The sequence below is a fragment of the Paraburkholderia sprentiae WSM5005 genome (assembly GCF_001865575.2).
GTDB classification, from domain to species: Bacteria; Pseudomonadota; Gammaproteobacteria; order Burkholderiales; family Burkholderiaceae; genus Paraburkholderia; species Paraburkholderia sprentiae.
In genome coordinates this window covers 1,208,203-1,224,414 of sequence record NZ_CP017561.2, presented here as the reverse complement: position 1 = coordinate 1,224,414, position 16,212 = coordinate 1,208,203, and the positions used below count along the sequence as shown (strand labels likewise).

Below are 16,212 nucleotides of genomic sequence, written 5' to 3'. Positions count from 1 at the left end.
AATCGGATACAGCTTCGGCCGGCCTCGCGGGCCGTCGCTGAGCTTGCTATTGGATCACGGATGCGCGCGCGGCGTCAGTCGCCGTCCGGATCACAAGCGAATCGCAAGCATGCGGCGCGAGCTCAGCGCGTCAAACGCCCGACTCCGCCACGTGCGCGCCGAACCACGCCGCCGCCGACAGGTTCAGCTCCGACATCACGTCGGGCGTCAGCGCCGGGAAGCCCGCCGCCCTCGCGACCGGCGCGGCGTCGCCGCCCTCGCCCGCGACCTCGGCGATCAGCAGCAGCGCGCCCAGCTCGCCCTTGCGCGCGACGATCGCCTCGCAGATCTGCGGCGCGAGGCCGAGCTTTTCGAGCACCGCATCGGGTGTGCTGTCGAGCACGATGTGCACGAGCGAAAAAATCCCGGTCATGAATGCGGCGTCGGCGAATTCGCTGTCGGCCGGACGCAGCCAGTTCGCGGCAAGCTCCATGAAACGCGAGCGCGTCGCGGCCAGATGCACGAGCGGATCGGCACGCCACGGCAGTTCGCCCGTGTCCGCGTACAGCAACAGCTGCGCCCAGCGCGCGATCTGCCGCGTGCCGGTCGCGATGATCGCCTCGCGCAGCGACGCGATGTTGCGCCCGAGGCCGAATGCGCTCGAATTGACGAGCCGCAGCAGTTGCACGACCACGCCTGGGTTCAACTTCAGCTCCGCCTCGAGCTCGACGATGCCGGCGTCGCGCGAGAGCAGCGCGAGCAGCCGCAACAGGCCCGGGCGCAACGAGCGGTTGCGCGGCGCGGCCAGCACCTGCGGCCGCGCGAAGAAGTAGCCCTGGAACAGATCGAAGCCGAGTTGGTGGGCGAGCGCGAAGTCCTCGCGCGTCTCGACCTTTTCGGCGAGCAGCGTCTTGCCGTGGGCGCGCAGCATCGCTGCGAGCTTCGCGACCGTGCGGCGCGGCGTCTGCAGGAAGTCGATCTTGACGATGTCGGCGTATGGCAGCATCGCGCTCAGCTCGTCGGACAGATCGTGCACGTCGTCGAGCGCAACCTGGAAGCCGGCGCGGCGCAGTTCGTGCAGACGCCGCGCGAGCGAGGCGTCGTAGTGCACGGTTTCGAGGATTTCGAGCACGAAGCGCTCGGGCGGCATCAAATGGACGATGTCGCTAAAGAGCAGCGCGCGATCGATATTGACGAAGCCGCGATGCTGGCCGAGCACGGCCGGCACGCCGATTCCGCCGATCGTGCGCGCGACCACCTGCGCGGTGGCCTGCGCGTCGTCGCTGATTTCGGCGTAGTTGTACGTTCCGGCACGAAACAGCAGCTCGTAGGCATGGAGCGCGCCGTCGCGATCGAGAATCGGCTGGCGACCGACATAGACGTATTGCGCGGCCAGGTCCGGGTGCTCGTGCTCAGCATAGCCGGCCGACGAGCCGGCGAATGCATCACGCACCTCGACGTCCCGCGGGATGGGCCGTGGAGATCTGGCGGACCTGACGACGGGGCGTTCAGACATGGATCATCGGTGCAAGGTTCGGAAAGTCTACGCTGCGCGGCGCCGTCAGCGTCGCGGTATAAGGGAGACCGCCATATTAACGGCCGCGAAGCGGCGTCACTTTAACCGAATCGTCCCGGCGACGGCGCCGAGCGTCCCTTACCCGATGTTTTTCTCCGCGGGCCGCTAAAGATTTTCCCGCACGCGTCGTTATCTCGTTCTGATAGGGTGGCCTGCTATCTGCCGGCCGCCCGGACCGGCGGACAAGCAGCCCCGCCCGCCGGACGAACCCAGGTTGCCAGCCACACATATGGAAGCGAACACGATCACCGCGCCCCGCCGGGGCTCCTTGCGCACGGTCATGGACCGGCTGCGAGCGTTCGGCCGGCGCGCGGACGACGAGCGACCGAGCAGCGCGAACCGCACGCCCCCGCTGGAACAGGTGGTCGGCGCGGTCGACCTGCTCGCGCACGTCGACGATGCGTTGCGCTTCATCTACGTGTCCGACGCGAGCCTGCGCTTCATCGGCTATCACCGCGAGTACCTCAAAACCGCCACGCTGCACGATCTGGTTGCGCCCGCCGACGTGCCGCGCCTCGACGCGCTGCTCAAGCAAGCGGCGGCCTCGGGCAACGTCGAAAAAGCGACGCTCGGGCTCGTCAAGTCGCTGACCTACCCGATCACGGTCGAGCTGCGCGTCGTGCGCAGCAGCCACGACGGCGTCGACGGCTATGCGATCGCCGGCTTCGACGTGTCGTCGTGGCGCGCCACCGAAGAGCGCCTGACCCAGGCGTTGCATCTGGACCGGCTGACCAGCCTGCCGAACCAGTCGGGTTTGCTGCACGCGTTGCTCGACGCGCAACAGAAGGCCGACGCGCACGGCACGCCGGTCGCGTTGCTGCTGCTCGATCTGGACGACTATCAGCGCGTGAACCGCGCGCTGGGCTACGACGCCGGCGACGAGATGCTGCGTGACACGTCGCGGCGCCTGTTGAACATGACGAGCCCGAACGAAACGATCGCGCGCGTCGCGAGCGACGAGTTCGCCATCCTCGTGAAGCCGGCCGCGAGCCGTACCGACGCGGCGGCCACCGCGGAAGCGCTGGCGCGGCGTCTGCTCACCGCGATCCAGCAGCCGTACGTGTTCAAGGGTCAGCAGGTGCACCTGTCGGCCAGCATCGGCATCGCGCTGTACCCGGACGTGCGCCACGCCAACGACACCGGCGGCCACGACACGCACCTGCTGCGCTGGGCCGACCACGCGCTGTTGCAGGCGAAGGCCGCGGGCGGCAACACGCTCGCGTTCTACGTGCCCGACGACAACCCGGCCGACGCCGAGCGCCTGAAGCTGGAGGCCGACCTCTACGACGGCGTACGCAACGGCGAGTTTTCGCTACACTTCCAGCCGATCACGAGCAGCCGCACGCGGGGCGTGGTCGGTGTCGAGGCGTTGATCCGCTGGACGCATCCGGTGCATGGCCTCGTGCCGCCGTCGATGTTCATTCCGCTCGCCGAGTCGATCGGGCTCATCAACTTCCTCGGCAACTGGGTGCTGAAGGTCGCGTGCATGCAGCTGATCCAGTGGGACGCGAAGGGCATCGCGCTGCAGTACGTGGCCGTCAACGTATCGCCGCAGCAGTTTCGCGATCCGCGCTTCAAGGACTCGGTGCGCGAGGCGATCGAGCTGACCGGCATCGATCCGCGCCGCCTCGTGTTCGAGATCACCGAAAGTCTGCTGATGCACGACCCGGCGCACGCGAAGGCCTTGCTCGAAGAGCTGACCGCGATGGGCATCCGCTTCGCCGTCGACGACTTCGGCACCGGCTATTCGAGCCTCGCGTACCTGCAGCGTTTTCCGCTCGCGAAGCTCAAGATCGACCGGAGTTTCGTCGAGAATCTGCTAACCTCGCGAAACGATCAGGCAATCGTTAGCGCTGTCGTCGGCCTTGCGCAAACGCTCGACCTCGAACTGGTTGCCGAGGGCGTCGAAACAGAAGCGCAACGCACGCTGCTCACCGAGATGGGCTGCGATCACATTCAGGGCTGGCTCGTCTGCAAGGCGCTGCCGTCCGAAGAACTCGCGCAGCGCTTCGAGACGCGCGAGCTTCAGCTACACGGCGCGTAACGGGCGATGCAAACGCGGCGCCCAGGCAGCGGAACAAGCCGGCCCACGACCGGCGTGGCATTCACTGGAATACGTATGGCTTTTGCGGGACTCACATGGTAAAGGCGGCAGTGCTCGACCGGCTCTGGACGCGAATGAGCGAGCGCGGCGATTTCCCTATGCTGTCGCAATCGCTGCGCACCACCATGGCGGCAGTGACCAACGACGACCTCGACTTCACCGGCCTCGTGCAGGTGGTGCTGTCGGACTTCGCGCTCACGCAGAAAGTACTGCGGCTCGCGAACTCGGCGATGTACATGGCGTTCGGCGGCAACATCACGACCGTGTCGCGCGCGCTGATGGTGCTCGGCATGGACGCGGTCGGCCATCTGGTCGTCGGTCTGAAGATCGTCGATCACTTTCATCACAGCGCGCCGCGCCGCATCGACGCGAAGCTCGAACTGAACCGCACGCTGCTGTCGGGCTGCGTCGCGCGCAAGCTGACCGAGCGCGGCGACCTGCGCGCCGGCGAGGAAGCGGTGGTCTGCACGCTGATGCGGCAAATCGGCAAGCTGCTCGTCGTGTTCTATCTCGACGCGGAATGGGACCAGATTCGCCGCCATATCGACGCCGGCGCGCCCGAAGCCGATGCGTGCGTGCTGGTGCTCGGCGTCACGTTCGATGAAATCGGCGCCGAAGCCGCCGTGCGCTGGCGCCTGCCCGACACGATCCGCGCGGGCATGCGCGAGTTCGATCCGCAGGACGTGACGCAACCGCGCCAGGTGCAGTGGCTGCGCGCGATCACCAATTACTCGACCGCGGTCGCCGACGTGCTCACGCAGCAGAACATGCCCGAGTGGGAACGCGAGGCACGCATCGGCGAGCTTGCGCACGAGTTCAGCGGCGCGCTGAACACGGATGCCGAGGTGCTGCTGCAGATGAGCGTCGCGCTCGCGCGCGAGGAAGGCGGCGACGGCGTGATGGCGGAAATCGTCGAGCTGCGCGCGAATGCCGATGCGATCGCGCGCGAGGCGCTCACGCCCGAGGCGCGCATCGCGGTCGGCGTAAAGGACCTGCGCGACCTGCCCGAGGGCAGCCCACTCGCGCCGGCGCTCGCGATGGCAGCGGAGACCGTGCTCGCGGGCCTTGGCTTCGCGCGCGTCGTGGTGTTCGTCAAGCACAGCAACGGCACCTTCAAGGCGCGTTTGGGTCTCGGGCCGAAGATCGACGCGGCGATGCCGCGGCTCACGTTCAACACCGCGTTCGAGCCCGACGTGTTCCACCTCGCGATCGCGAACTCGGTGGGCATTTTCATCGAGAATGCGCGCGATCCGAAGATGGTCGCGCGGCTGCCGGAGTGGTTCCGCCGCTCGTTCGACGATGCTCGCGCGTTCGTGCTGCTGCCGGTCCTCGACGAAACGGATCAAACGGTCGCGCTGCTCTACGGCGACTGGTCGCACACCCAGGAGGCGCGCCGCATCTCACAGAAGGAGATGGGGGTGCTCAACGAACTGGCTCAGGAGTTAGGACGTTTTTTCGGCCAGGGGCAGATGCGGGAAATGGAGACGATGTGAAGACCTGGCGTGATCGTTGATCACCCCGCTTCACTTTCAACCTTTTCCGTGTTTGCCCGAAAACGATTTAATTCGGGCCACGTGTGGGGCTTTTTTGCCCCACTCAATCCTCGATCCGCTCCAACCCTTCCGCGCTGCGATCCGCGACGCCGGCCCATGCGCCGGCCGCGAGACCCATCTGCGCGACCTCTTCCACCGTCAACGGCGCAAGACGCTCGCATAGCGTGGCGACGCGCTCCCATGCGCCGCCTTCGAGCGCTTCGACCGCGCTCAGCAGCAAACCCAGCCTGCCCTCGCGATGCAGGATCGCGGCCTGGATCGGCCGCGACAGCGTGAGGATGTTCAGCGTCTTTTCGAGCGAGCCGCCGAACACCGCATCGACGAACGAAAACACACCGGTCAGGAATGCCGCGTCGGCTTCGTCGCGGCCCGCCTCGGGCATGCGCTCGATCGCAAGCTCCATGAAGCGCGCGCGCGTGGCCGCGAGTTGCAGCAGCGGATCGTCCTCGAGCGCGACCTTGCGGCCGTCGGCGTAAAGCAGCAGTTGCGTCCAGCGCGCGATGCGGTCGGTGCCGGTGGCGTTGATTGCGTCGCGCAGCGTCGTCACCTTGTGACCGACCGCGAGGCCGCTCGAATTCGCGAGCTTCATCAGATGCATGACCAGCACCGGGTTCAGTTTCAGTTCGGCTTCGAGCTGCGCGACCGTCGGGTCGCCCGCCAGCAGTTGCAGCAGATTGAGCAGCGCGTGCCGTGGCGCGCTGACGCGGCGCGTCGCCGAGCTTTGCGCATGCGCGAAGTAATAGCCCTGGAAGCGGTCGAAGCCGAGCTCATGCGCCGTTTCGAAATCGGCCTGCGTATCGACGCCCGACGCGAGCAGCAGCTTGCCCGCCGACTTCAGCACGCTCGCGAGTTTCGGCAGCAGCGCGCGCGGCGCACGCATGACGTCGATCTTGACGACTTCGGCGTACGGCAGCAGCTTCGCGAACGTCTCATTGGGCTGCGCGACGTCGTCGAGCGCGAAGCGGTAGCGGCGGCCGTGCAGATAGACGACCCGCGCGGTCAACGCGTCGTCGACTTCGAGCGACAAAGGCAGTTCGAGCATGAAGCGCTCGGGGGGCAGCCTGAGGATCGCGTCGTCGAGCAGCAGCTCGCGGTTCACATCGACGTAAGCGGGATGGCCGGTCAGCGCGCCGCGCACGTCGCCCTGCAAGAGGCCGTGCACGGTCGCGCGCGCGACGCGTTGCCCCGGCGTCGGTGCGCGGCCCGGCAAGGCGTCGGGTTGGGTATCGGGATCCGCTTGCGGTACGCGTTGATCGGCTTCGACGGCCGGCAGCGCGGGCGTACGGACCTTGATCTCGTAGCCGCACAGCATGCCGTCCCGATTCAGAATGGGCTGCCGCGCGAAGCTGGCGGTGAGCGATGCGTCGTCGGTCGTGCCGCCTTGGCTCGGAGTCTCGATTGCGATGGTGGTCATTCCAGTCCCCGCTCGGCGCCGCTGGCGCCTGGCCGCTATGTTCTGTTTTTCGTTGCACGGTGGCGCGTTTGTGCGACGCACGGAGTGCGGTCGCGCGCGGCAGCGTGCGTTGCGATTTTATCGCAGCGTCATTGGGCAAAACAGGCTTACGAGGCAATATCTCGAAATATTTGCTGAGCGTGTGCGATACGCATGGCGCGTCTAGACTAGCTTCGACAGCGTATCGGCGGTGGTCTCGACGACCAGCAGACCCGCGCGCAGCCCGGGCTTGACCGTCGGATTCGGGAACATGACGCGCTCGTCGTCGTGCTGCACCGTGTATTGATAGTCGCCGTCGCGCGCGAGCAAGGTGCCCTTTGCGAGCGGCGTGAAGTTCGGCACATCGGGTGCGAGCAGCAGTTCGAATGCGTCGCTTTGCTTGGTCAGCTGATCGATGACGGTGAACACACGCGGCAGCGCAGCTTGTGCGTCGGTTTGCGTGTCGGTTCGCGAACCCACCCGCGTGCCGGCCAGTAGCGCGCGCACCGCGAGATCCGCGCCCTCGAAGCGTGTCAGATCGTTTTCGCCGAACGGCCGAACCTTGCCAAGTTCGAGCGTGCAGGCCGCCGCGCCGCACGCTTGCGCGGTGAAGTGCGAATAGGTGTTGCCCTTGGTCGTGTGCAGCAGCACCGCGCCGATGCGCGCGTCGCGGAGCCACTCGAACATCGCACGCGAAAAGGGTTTGCCGGTATGCGGCAGCAGCGCGAAGCGCTCGAACACCGACGCGCGGATCGCCGTATGCATGTCGATATGCCAGCGCGCGCCGGGCGCGGCGCACGCGGGCGCGAAAAAGCGCATCGCGGCCTGTTCGAGCGCGGCCGCGCGCGGCGCTTCATGACTGTGCGGCAGTTGCAGATGACGGCCGCTGAAAAGCCGGTTCAGATCGTCGTCGCGATAGCGGCCGCCGTCGCGCATCGCCTCGATGTTGCCGAGAATCACGAGCAGCCGGCACGCGAGCGCGGCGCGGCCCCGTGCGATATCGGCGACGATGCGCGACAGCAGCTCGATCGGCGCGGTTTCATCGCCATGCACGCCAGCCGAGACGAGCACGCTGCACAGGTCTGCGTGCTGCTTCGCGGGCTCGATGACGAGTACACCGTCATCCTGCCACGTCCAGCGCACGCCGTTTGCGCATGTGCCTTGCGCTTCATGCGCGGCAGGCCGGGAACCCGCGAGCGTCCACGCGAGAAAATCGTCGAGCATCGCGCTCGGGGCCGGCATCGCGTGCTCAGCGCTGGAAGTCATACAGCGAGCCCAGATCGAGGATTTGCGTCAGCTCATCGAGCGCGGTTCGCGACTCGACCAGCAGCTTCGGATCGGTGAGATCGGCCGGTGCCAGACGATCGCGGTAGTGCTTTTCGATCCACGCATCGAGACGGCCGAATAGCGTGTCGTCGATCCACACACCCGGCGCGACCGCCGCGCGCTCAGTGTCGTCGAGTACAACGCGCAGACGCAGACACGCGGGACCGCCGCCGTTCTTCATGCTCTCGCGCAGATCGAACACGAGCACCTCGTCGATCGGACCGCTGTGCGAAGTGAGCTCATCCAGATACGCGGCCACGCGCGGATTCTCGCGGCACTCCTGGGGCACGACCAGCACCTGCTTGCCATCGGGCCGGGTCAGCAGTTGGCTGTTGAACAGATACGACGTCACCGCATCGGCGACGCTGACCTGCGCGTCGGGCACTTCGATCACGTTCAAGCCAGCGTGCAGGCTCGCGAGCTTCGCGCGAAGCTCGTCGTACACCGCCTGCTGCTCGACGAACGCGAGCTGATGGCAGAACAGCGTGTTGCGATTGCCAACCGCGATCACGTCGTTATGGAACACGCCCGCGTCAATCACTTCGGGGTTCTGCTGCGCGTACACCGTCGCCGCTTCCTGCAAGCCATGACGATGCGCAACCGCGCGGCTCGCCTCGAAGGTCTGGCGTGCCGGATAGCGCTTCGGCTCCGGCCCTCGCCGATACTCGCTGCGCCCGTACACGAAGAATTCGACACCGCGCGCCCGGTATTCGTCACAAAAGCGCGTGTGATTCGCCGCGCCCTCGTCGCCGAGCGCGGGCGTGCCCGGCAGCGCCTCGTGGACGACGAAACGGTCGGTGTCGCTGAACATCGCGCGCAGCGTGCGGCGTGTCGATTCATGCTCGATCGCGCGATGCAGCTTGCTGCACAGATTGGCCGGCGTGAAATGTACGCGGCCGTCGTGCGTATCCGCAGACGGGCTCACGGTCGCGGCGTTCGCGGTCCACATCGCCGAGGCCGAGCTCGCCGCCGCGAGCAACTCGGGAGCGTTGTTCGCGACACGCGCGATCACCGAAGCGTCGTCGCCGGAAAAACCGAGCTCGCGCAACAGACGCATCGACGGACGCTCCTGCGGCGGCAGCACGCCCTGATGAAACCCGAGGTCCGCCAACTGCTTCATCTTGCGCAGACCCTGGCGTGCCGCGGCCTTCGGATTCGCGACCGACTTCTCGTTGCTTTGCGACGCGACGTTGCCGAACGACAAGCCCGCGTAGTTGTGAGTCGGGCCGACCAGGCCGTCGAAATTGGCTTCAGTGGCTTGCAGCATCGTCGATCCTTAGAATTGGAGGCCCGGCGAGACGCTCGCGGGCATGCTCAGTTGCGCGCTCTCGACGGAAGCCATCGGGTACGCGCAGTAGTCGGCCGCATAGTACGCGCTCGGCCGATGATTGCCCGAGCGGCCAGGACCGCCGAACGGCGCGCCCGAGGAAGCGCCGTTGGTCGGCCGGTTCCAGTTGACGATGCCCGCGCGAATCGTGCGCTGGAAATGCGTCCACAGCGCTTCGTCGTCGGCGAGCAGGCCCGCGGAGAGACCGAACTCGGTGTCGTTCGCCTGTTCTAGCGCGTCGTCGAAACTGCGGTAGCGGACGATCTGCGCGAGCGGACCGAAGTGCTCCTCGTCGGGCAGGTCCCGCACGTCGGTCACGTCGAGAATCGCCGGTGTGACGAAGCCGAGTTGCGGATCGCGCTGCGCCATCTTCAGCAGCGCCTTCGCGCCGCTCGCGAGCAGACGCTCTTGCGCGCCGATCAAACGCGAGGCCGCGCGCGCCGACACCACGGCGCCCATGAACGGCTGCGGCTCCGCGTTGTATGCACCGACGCCGATGCGCGCGGTCACTTCCGTCAAGCGCGCGAGGTAACGCTCGCCGAACCCATCGTCGGGCACGAAGATGCGGCGCGCGCAGGTGCAGCGCTGCCCCGCCGACAGAAACGCCGATTGAATGGTGTGGTGCACGGCGGCGTCGAGGTCCGCCACTGGGCCGATCACGAGCGGATTGTTGCCGCCCATCTCGAGCGCCAGCACGATCTCCGGCCGTCCGCCGAACTGTTTGTGCAGCAATGTTCCGGTATCCGAACTACCCGTGAAAAACAAACCGTCGATCTGCCGGTGATTCGCGAGCGCGATGCCGGTCTCCTTCTCACCCTGCACGAGATTCAGCACACCGGCGGGCAGCCCCGCATCGCGCCAGATCCGCACGGTGAGCGCCGCGACCCCGGGCGCCAGTTCGGATGGCTTGAACACGACCGCGTTACCGGCGATCAGCGCGGGCACGATGTGCCCGTTCGGCAAATGGCCCGGGAAGTTGTACGGCCCGAACACTGCGACCACGCCATGCGGACGATGCCGCAGCACCGCGGTGCCATCGGCCATCGCCGAGCGCCTTTCGCCGGTGCGTTCGTTATAGGACTGAATCGAAATGTCGACCTTCGCGGCCATCGAGGCCGCTTCGGTGCGTGCTTCCCACAGCGGCTTGCCGGTTTCGCGGCCGATCGCTTCGGCGAGCGCTTCCTTGCGCTCGCTCACGAGCGCGGCGAAGCGGCGCACCACCGCGCAGCGCTCGTCGAGCGCCAGCGCCGACCATGCGGCGAACGCGCGGCGCGCGCTGCGTACGGCGCGATCGACGTCGTCCGCCGACGCGCTGTTGCCTTGCCATACCACCGCACCCGTGCCGGGATCGTGCGATGCGAATACGGGTCCTGTGCCGGCGATCCATTCGCCGTCGATGAAAAGCTCGCTCATGATCATCCTTGTTTGTGTTTCAACGGCAGCACCCGCAGCGGATCGCCGGTCTTCACGCGAAGTGCATCGGCCTCGACCGCGCTCAGGCGGAACACACCGTCGCGCGGCGCGCCCGCCACCACGCCGACGCGAAAATCGCCGAGCGACGTGTTCGACACCATCGACTTCGGTCCGTCCTGCGCGGCTTGCTCCGATGCCTCGCCAATCCCGGTCGTCACCAGCACGCTCTCGCGCACCGTGCGCAGGTCCGCGATATGGCATTCGAGCACCGGGCCCGCGTCGAAAATATCGACGTGGTTCTCGTAGCGCAGCCCTTCGGCTTCGAGCATCCGACGCGCGGGGATCGTGTCGTTATGCGTGAGGCCGACACAGCGCTGTGCCTCTTCCGGCAAAAGTTCGACGTACACCGGATAGCGCGGCATCAGCTCGGCGAGAAACGCCTTGCGGCCGTGCGAACTGAGATAGTCGGCCGCGTTGAAATCGATCTGGTAAAAATGCGAGCCGACCGCGCGCCAGAACGGCGACGTCCCCTGCTCGTCGAAATGGCCGCGCAGCTCCGCGCACAGACGCTGCGGAAAACGCTCCCGAAACTGCGCGAGAAACATGAAGCGCGAGCGCGACAGCAAACCGCCGACGCCGCTCGCGCGATAACGCGGGCTCAGAAACAGCGAGCACACCTCCGCATAACCGGTGAGGTCATGCGAAATGTTCAGCGCGTGCATGCGCGTCCAGATGCCCAGATCCTGGCTCGCGTGCACGACCGTGCTCACGCGATAGTTGTAGAACGGCTGCCGCAGACCCACCGCCGTTTCGATACCGCAGACTCCCGCCACGTCGCCGGTCGCGGTATCTTCCATCACGAAGAAATAGCCGGCCTCGTGCGGCTCGGCCTCACCTTCCATCGTGCGGCGCGCGCGTTCGACACGCGCCGCGAGCGCATCGCGATCCGGCTTGAAAGTGGTCAGGCCCGGCCCGGTTTCCTGCGCGAGTCGCATCAGCGCATCCACATCGCCTCGTTGTACTACGCGAACGACGATCATTGCGCGTCTCCCGATGGTTCGTCCTGCGGCTGGTGCAGCGGCACGCAGCGCACCGCATCGCCTTCCCGTACGCCAAGCGCGGCGCGCGCCGCTTCCGCCAACCCGGCGCCCGCCTCCTTGCCGGGCGCGAGATCGCCGAGCACGCAACGGAATTCGCCGTGGGCGCCGTTGTGCGCGATCAGGTAAGTCTCGCCGTGGGTCACCGGTGCCTCGCGCACCACGCGGGTCTGGTTGTGCTTCACGCTGACACTGCGATCCACCTGCGCGGTCAGTACCGGACCCGCGTCGAAGATGTCGACGTAGCGATCCGTCTCGAAGCCTTCCTCGAGGTGGATTTCGTACGCGAGCAGCGCGTTAGCGTCCGGCTCGCCGAGCACACGCTGCGCCGCTTCGGGCAACAGCGGCACATAGACGGGATAGGTCGGCATCACTTCGGCGATGAAGGTGCGGCTGCGGCCGCCCGATTCGACTTCGATGTCGGCGAAGTTGCGGCCGAAAAACTTGCGGCCCACCGCCTCCCAGAACGGCGACACGCCGTTTTCGTCGGTGACGCCGAGCAGCAGCGAGAACACCTCGGGCGTGAAGCGCTTGCGATTCGCGGCGATGTACATCATCCGCGCGCGCGACATCAGCTGCGCCGCCGAGTCGCCGCGCAGCGACGGGTCGATGTAGTAGCCCGCGAGCCGGCTCTTGCCGGTCAGCTCGTGCGACATCGTCAGCGCGTGAATCTTGCGATTCACGTGCAGCTCGCGCGACGCATGAATCAGCGCGTCGTTGCGAAACACGTAGAACGGGTCCGCGTAACCGGCCGCCGCCACAATGCTCGCGGTGCCCATCAGCTCGCCGGTCCGCGAGTCTTCGAGCACGAACAGATAGAACTCCTCGCCCGGAAAGTCGACCTCGGCGCGAAACGAGTCTTCCGACAACGCGACCCGCGCTTCGAGCGCGCGCCGGTCGTGCGGCAGTGAATGCAGCACCGGTTGCGCGGTGCGCGCCATATGCTCGAGCGCATCGAGATCGGCAAGGCGGCCTGGACGTACGAAGAGCATCATCGTTCCTATTGAATGTGACGCATGATCCGCTGCATCAGCGTGGGCGTGCGGGACTGCCTGAACGTCAATGCGACGCCGCCTGCGCATTCGCGCCGACGAGTTCGCCGAACGCCTTCTCGAGACGCGCGAAGCCTTCGGCCATGTCGTCGAGCGGCATGATCAGCGACGGCACGAAGCGCAGCACGTCCGGGCCCGCCATCAGCATGATCACGCCATGCTGCCCAGCCGCGGTGACGAAGTCCTTCGCGCGGCCCTGGAACGGGTCGCTCAGTTCCGCGCCGATCAGCAGACCCTTGCCGCGCACTTCGGTGAAAAGCCCGAAGCGCTCGTTCAATTTCGCGAGGTGGCCCTTCAGCACTTCGCTGCGCGAGCGCACGCCTTCGAGCAGCTTCGGGTCGCTGACGAGCTCGACCACTTTGTCCGCGATCGCCGAGCCGAGCGGATTGCCGCCGTACGTCGTGCCGTGCACGCCCACCTTGAAGTGCGCGGCGAGTTCTTTCGTGGTCAGCATCGCGCCGATCGGGAAGCCGTTGCCGAGCGCCTTCGCGCTCGTCAGGATGTCGGGCGTCACGCCCGTGTCCTCGTGTGCGTAGAAGTAGCCGCTGCGGCCCACGCCGGTTTGCACTTCGTCGAAAATCAACAGCGCGTTGTGTTGATCGCACGCTTCGCGCAGCGCCTGGAGGAACGCTGGTTCGGCCGGAATCACGCCACCCTCGCCCTGGATCGGCTCGACGATCACCGCGCAGGTCTGCGCGCCGATCGCCTTCTTCGCCGCTTCGACATCGTTGTACGGCAAATGCGTGATGCCGGCGGGCACCGGGCCGAAGCCTTCCGAGTACTTCGGCTGGCCGCCGACGCTGACGGTAAACAGCGTGCGGCCGTGGAACGACTGCGTGAACGAAATGATTTCGGCTTTCTGCGCGCCATGACGGTCGAACGCGACGCGGCGCGCGAGCTTGAGCGCGGCCTCGTTCGCTTCGGCGCCCGAGTTCGCGAAGAACGCGCGGTCGGCGAACGTGAGGCTTTCGAGGCGCTTCGCGAGGCGCAGCACCGGCTCATTCGTGTAGCCATTGCCGATGTGCCACAGCTTGCCGCCCTGGTCATGCAACACTTTCAGCAGCTCGGGATGCGCATGACCGAGCGCGGTGACGGCGATGCCGCCGGCGAAGTCGATATAGTCGCGGCCTTGCGTGTCCCACACGCGCGAGCCGAGACCGCGATCCGGTACGAAGGCGGCGGGGGAAAACACCGGCACCATGACTTCGTCGAAGGTCTGGCGTGTCACAGTCGGGTCGTTCATAGCTAATCCTTTTACGGGTGACAGGTAATACAGCTAGTGTAGGAAACCGCGCGCGGCAAGTCTTGCGCATACGCGACGCGTTCTATGAGGTTCCGCGCGGCGTAGCTGCCGCGCCTGCGCGCTAGTCGCGGCTTCGCTTACAGATGGCTTGCAGGGCGCACGAGCCACGCCCGCTTCGCACGCCACTTTGCATCAATCGTCCTCGGACCGTTCGAGCAGCGCAGCGGGCCGCGGTTCGCTTGCGCCGCCGTGCGCGCCGGTGTGCCGCTCGATCCAGTTGCGGCGATCCTCGCGCGGCGTGACACCGAAGCGCTCGCGATACGCATTCGAAAAGTGCGCCGCCGACGAAAACCCGCACGCGAGGCTGATCTGCACGACCGATTTGCTGGTGCGCTGCAATTGAGTGCGCGCCTTCGACAGCCGCAGCCCCAGATAGTATTTGGACGGCATAGCGCCGAGATACTGGCGAAACAGGCGCTCGAGCTGGCGCCGCGATACGCCGACGAGGCCGGCGATCTCATCGGTCGTCAGCGGGTCCTCGATGTTCGCTTCCATCAGCAGCAGCGCGTCGTTCAGGCGCGGATGACGCTCGCCCGGTGCGGTCACGAACGGAATGCGCTGACGCTCCTCGCCCGCGCGCAGCACGCCTACGCCGAGCGTATCGGCGATGCGCTCGGCGAGTTCGGGCCCGTGCTCGCGCCCGATCATCGCGAGCATGAAGTCGACGCTCGCCTGACCGCCCGCGCAGGTCGCGCGATCGCGATCGATTTCGAAGATCTGCTGCGTGACGATCGAGCGTTCGAATTGTTCGGAGAACTGCTGATAGGTTTCCCAGTTCACGCTGACGCGATAGCCGGACAGCTGCCCGGCCATTGCGAGCCACCACACGCCGTGATGAATGCCGGTGACGAGCGGCGTGCGCTGGCCGACGCGCGCGAGGCTGGCGAGAAACAGACGGTAGTCGGCGAACTGCCGAAACCGCTCGCTGACGACGATCAGCCAGTCGCACACGAGCGCGTCGCCGAAGGCGGCATCGGCCGGCCACTGCGCGCCGCCCGACAGCGGCACGGCGCGGCCGTCCCACGAACACACCTGCACGCGATACAGCGCGCGGCCGTCGATTTCATTGGCAAGATTGAGCGCGTCGACGATCGGGCCGACGCCCGACATGGACACGGGCGGCAGTGCGACGATCGCAACCTGCGTCGTGCGAGCCGGGCTGGACGTGCGGGGCATCGGTGGTCAGTGAAAAACGCGCGCGTTACTTCAGGCTGCCGGACAGAAACTGCTTCAGGCGCTCGCTGCGCGGCGCGCTCAGCACCGTGGCCGGATCGCCCTCTTCCTCGGTACGGCCCTGATGCAAGAACATCACATGGTTCGACACATTGCGCGCGAAGCCCATTTCGTGCGTCACGACGATCATCGTGCGGCCTTCCTCGGCGAGCTTCTGCATCACCTTCAGCACTTCGCCGACGAGTTCGGGGTCGAGCGCGGAGGTCGGTTCGTCGAACAGCATGACGTCCGGGTCCATCGCGAGCGCGCGCGCAATCGCGACGCGCTGCTGCTGGCCGCCCGACAGATGCGACGGATACTGCTTCTCGAGACGCGGCGCGAGACCGACCTTTTCCAGATATTCGCGCGCACGGTCCTCGGCGTCCTTGCGCTTCAGGCCGAGCACATGAATCGGCGCTTCGATCACGTTCTCGAGCACGTTCATGTGCGCCCACAGGTTGAAGTGCTGAAACACCATCGCGAGCTTCGTGCGGATGCGTTGCAGCTGCTTGTGATCGGCGACTTCGAGATTGCCGGCGCGATCGGCTTTGGTCTTCACCGCCTCGCCATCGACGACGATTTGCCCTGCGTTCGGCCGCTCGAGAAAATTGATGCAACGCAGGAAAGTACTCTTGCCCGAGCCGCTCGCGCCGATGATGCTGATCACGTCGCCCTTGTTCGCGTTCAGCGACACACCCTTGAGCACTTCGTTGTCGCCGTAGCGCTTGTGGATGTCCTGCACGGCGAGCTTGCAAGCGTCGGTTTGCGTGGTATGGAGCAAGATGCTCTCCCAGTGAGAATACGGATCGGTCGGGTGCAGACGCCGCCGCGGCGAAGC

Annotated in this window: 12 protein-coding genes; 2 read left to right on the top strand and 10 right to left on the bottom strand. The window is 66.4% G+C overall.

What is annotated here, in order from left to right; all coding sequences use genetic code 11:
* Positions 1 to 130: 130 nt before the first annotated feature.
* On the bottom strand, positions 131 to 1,495 hold the full coding sequence (locus tag BJG93_RS05665) for an EAL and HDOD domain-containing protein (protein ID WP_027197355.1): 1,365 nt from the start codon (positions 1,493 to 1,495) through the stop codon (positions 131 to 133).
* 289 nt (positions 1,496 to 1,784) lie between these two features.
* On the opposite strand from BJG93_RS05665, the gene BJG93_RS05660 reads away from it, so the two are divergent.
* Together BJG93_RS05660 and BJG93_RS05655 are read left to right on the top strand one after the other, a co-directional pair.
* Entirely contained in the window at positions 1,785 to 3,599 is a 1,815-nt protein-coding gene (locus tag BJG93_RS05660; protein ID WP_027197354.1) for a putative bifunctional diguanylate cyclase/phosphodiesterase, read from the top strand.
* A 95-nt stretch (positions 3,600 to 3,694) separates the two neighbouring features.
* Positions 3,695 to 5,152 carry an HDOD domain-containing protein gene (locus BJG93_RS05655; protein WP_027197353.1) on the top strand — a complete coding sequence of 486 codons (1,458 nt, stop codon included), beginning with the start codon at positions 3,695 to 3,697 and terminating at the stop codon, positions 5,150 to 5,152.
* Positions 5,153 to 5,255: 103 nt separating this feature from the next.
* Here BJG93_RS05655 and BJG93_RS05650 read toward each other — a convergent pair whose 3' ends face one another.
* The 9 genes from BJG93_RS05650 to BJG93_RS05610 form a co-directional block, all read right to left on the bottom strand.
* Positions 5,256 to 6,626 (bottom strand): EAL and HDOD domain-containing protein, encoded by a 1,371-nt coding sequence (locus tag BJG93_RS05650; protein WP_027197352.1) that lies wholly within the window; start codon positions 6,624 to 6,626, stop codon positions 5,256 to 5,258.
* Between the two features lie 201 nt (positions 6,627 to 6,827).
* Entirely contained in the window at positions 6,828 to 7,910 is a 1,083-nt protein-coding gene (gene astE / locus BJG93_RS05645) for a succinylglutamate desuccinylase (RefSeq protein WP_027197351.1), read from the bottom strand.
* Positions 7,894 to 9,234 (bottom strand): N-succinylarginine dihydrolase, encoded by a 1,341-nt coding sequence (gene astB / locus BJG93_RS05640; protein ID WP_027197350.1) that lies wholly within the window; start codon positions 9,232 to 9,234, stop codon positions 7,894 to 7,896. Before astB ends, astE begins: the two co-directional genes overlap by 17 nt.
* A 12-nt stretch (positions 9,235 to 9,246) precedes the next feature.
* A complete protein-coding gene (astD, locus tag BJG93_RS05635) occupies positions 9,247 to 10,710 on the bottom strand; it encodes a succinylglutamate-semialdehyde dehydrogenase (RefSeq protein WP_027197349.1) in 1,464 nt (487 codons plus the stop codon).
* A gap of 2 nt (positions 10,711 to 10,712) precedes the next feature.
* Positions 10,713 to 11,750: an arginine N-succinyltransferase gene (gene astA / locus BJG93_RS05630; protein WP_027197348.1), complete on the bottom strand. Its 1,038-nt coding sequence runs from the start codon at positions 11,748 to 11,750 to the stop codon at positions 10,713 to 10,715.
* Positions 11,747 to 12,799 carry an arginine/ornithine succinyltransferase subunit alpha gene (aruF, locus tag BJG93_RS05625; RefSeq protein ID WP_027197347.1) on the bottom strand — a complete coding sequence of 351 codons (1,053 nt, stop codon included), beginning with the start codon at positions 12,797 to 12,799 and terminating at the stop codon, positions 11,747 to 11,749. Before aruF ends, astA begins: the two co-directional genes overlap by 4 nt.
* A gap of 67 nt (positions 12,800 to 12,866) precedes the next feature.
* Positions 12,867 to 14,102: an aspartate aminotransferase family protein gene (locus BJG93_RS05620; protein ID WP_027197346.1), complete on the bottom strand. Its 1,236-nt coding sequence runs from the start codon at positions 14,100 to 14,102 to the stop codon at positions 12,867 to 12,869.
* A 192-nt stretch (positions 14,103 to 14,294) separates the two neighbouring features.
* Positions 14,295 to 15,338, bottom strand: coding sequence for a GlxA family transcriptional regulator (locus tag BJG93_RS05615; protein ID WP_027197345.1), 1,044 nt, complete (start codon positions 15,336 to 15,338; stop codon positions 14,295 to 14,297).
* Positions 15,339 to 15,363: 25 nt separating this feature from the next.
* Positions 15,364 to 16,155 carry an ABC transporter ATP-binding protein gene (locus BJG93_RS05610; RefSeq protein WP_027197344.1) on the bottom strand — a complete coding sequence of 264 codons (792 nt, stop codon included), beginning with the start codon at positions 16,153 to 16,155 and terminating at the stop codon, positions 15,364 to 15,366.
* Positions 16,156 to 16,212 lie beyond the last annotated feature (57 nt).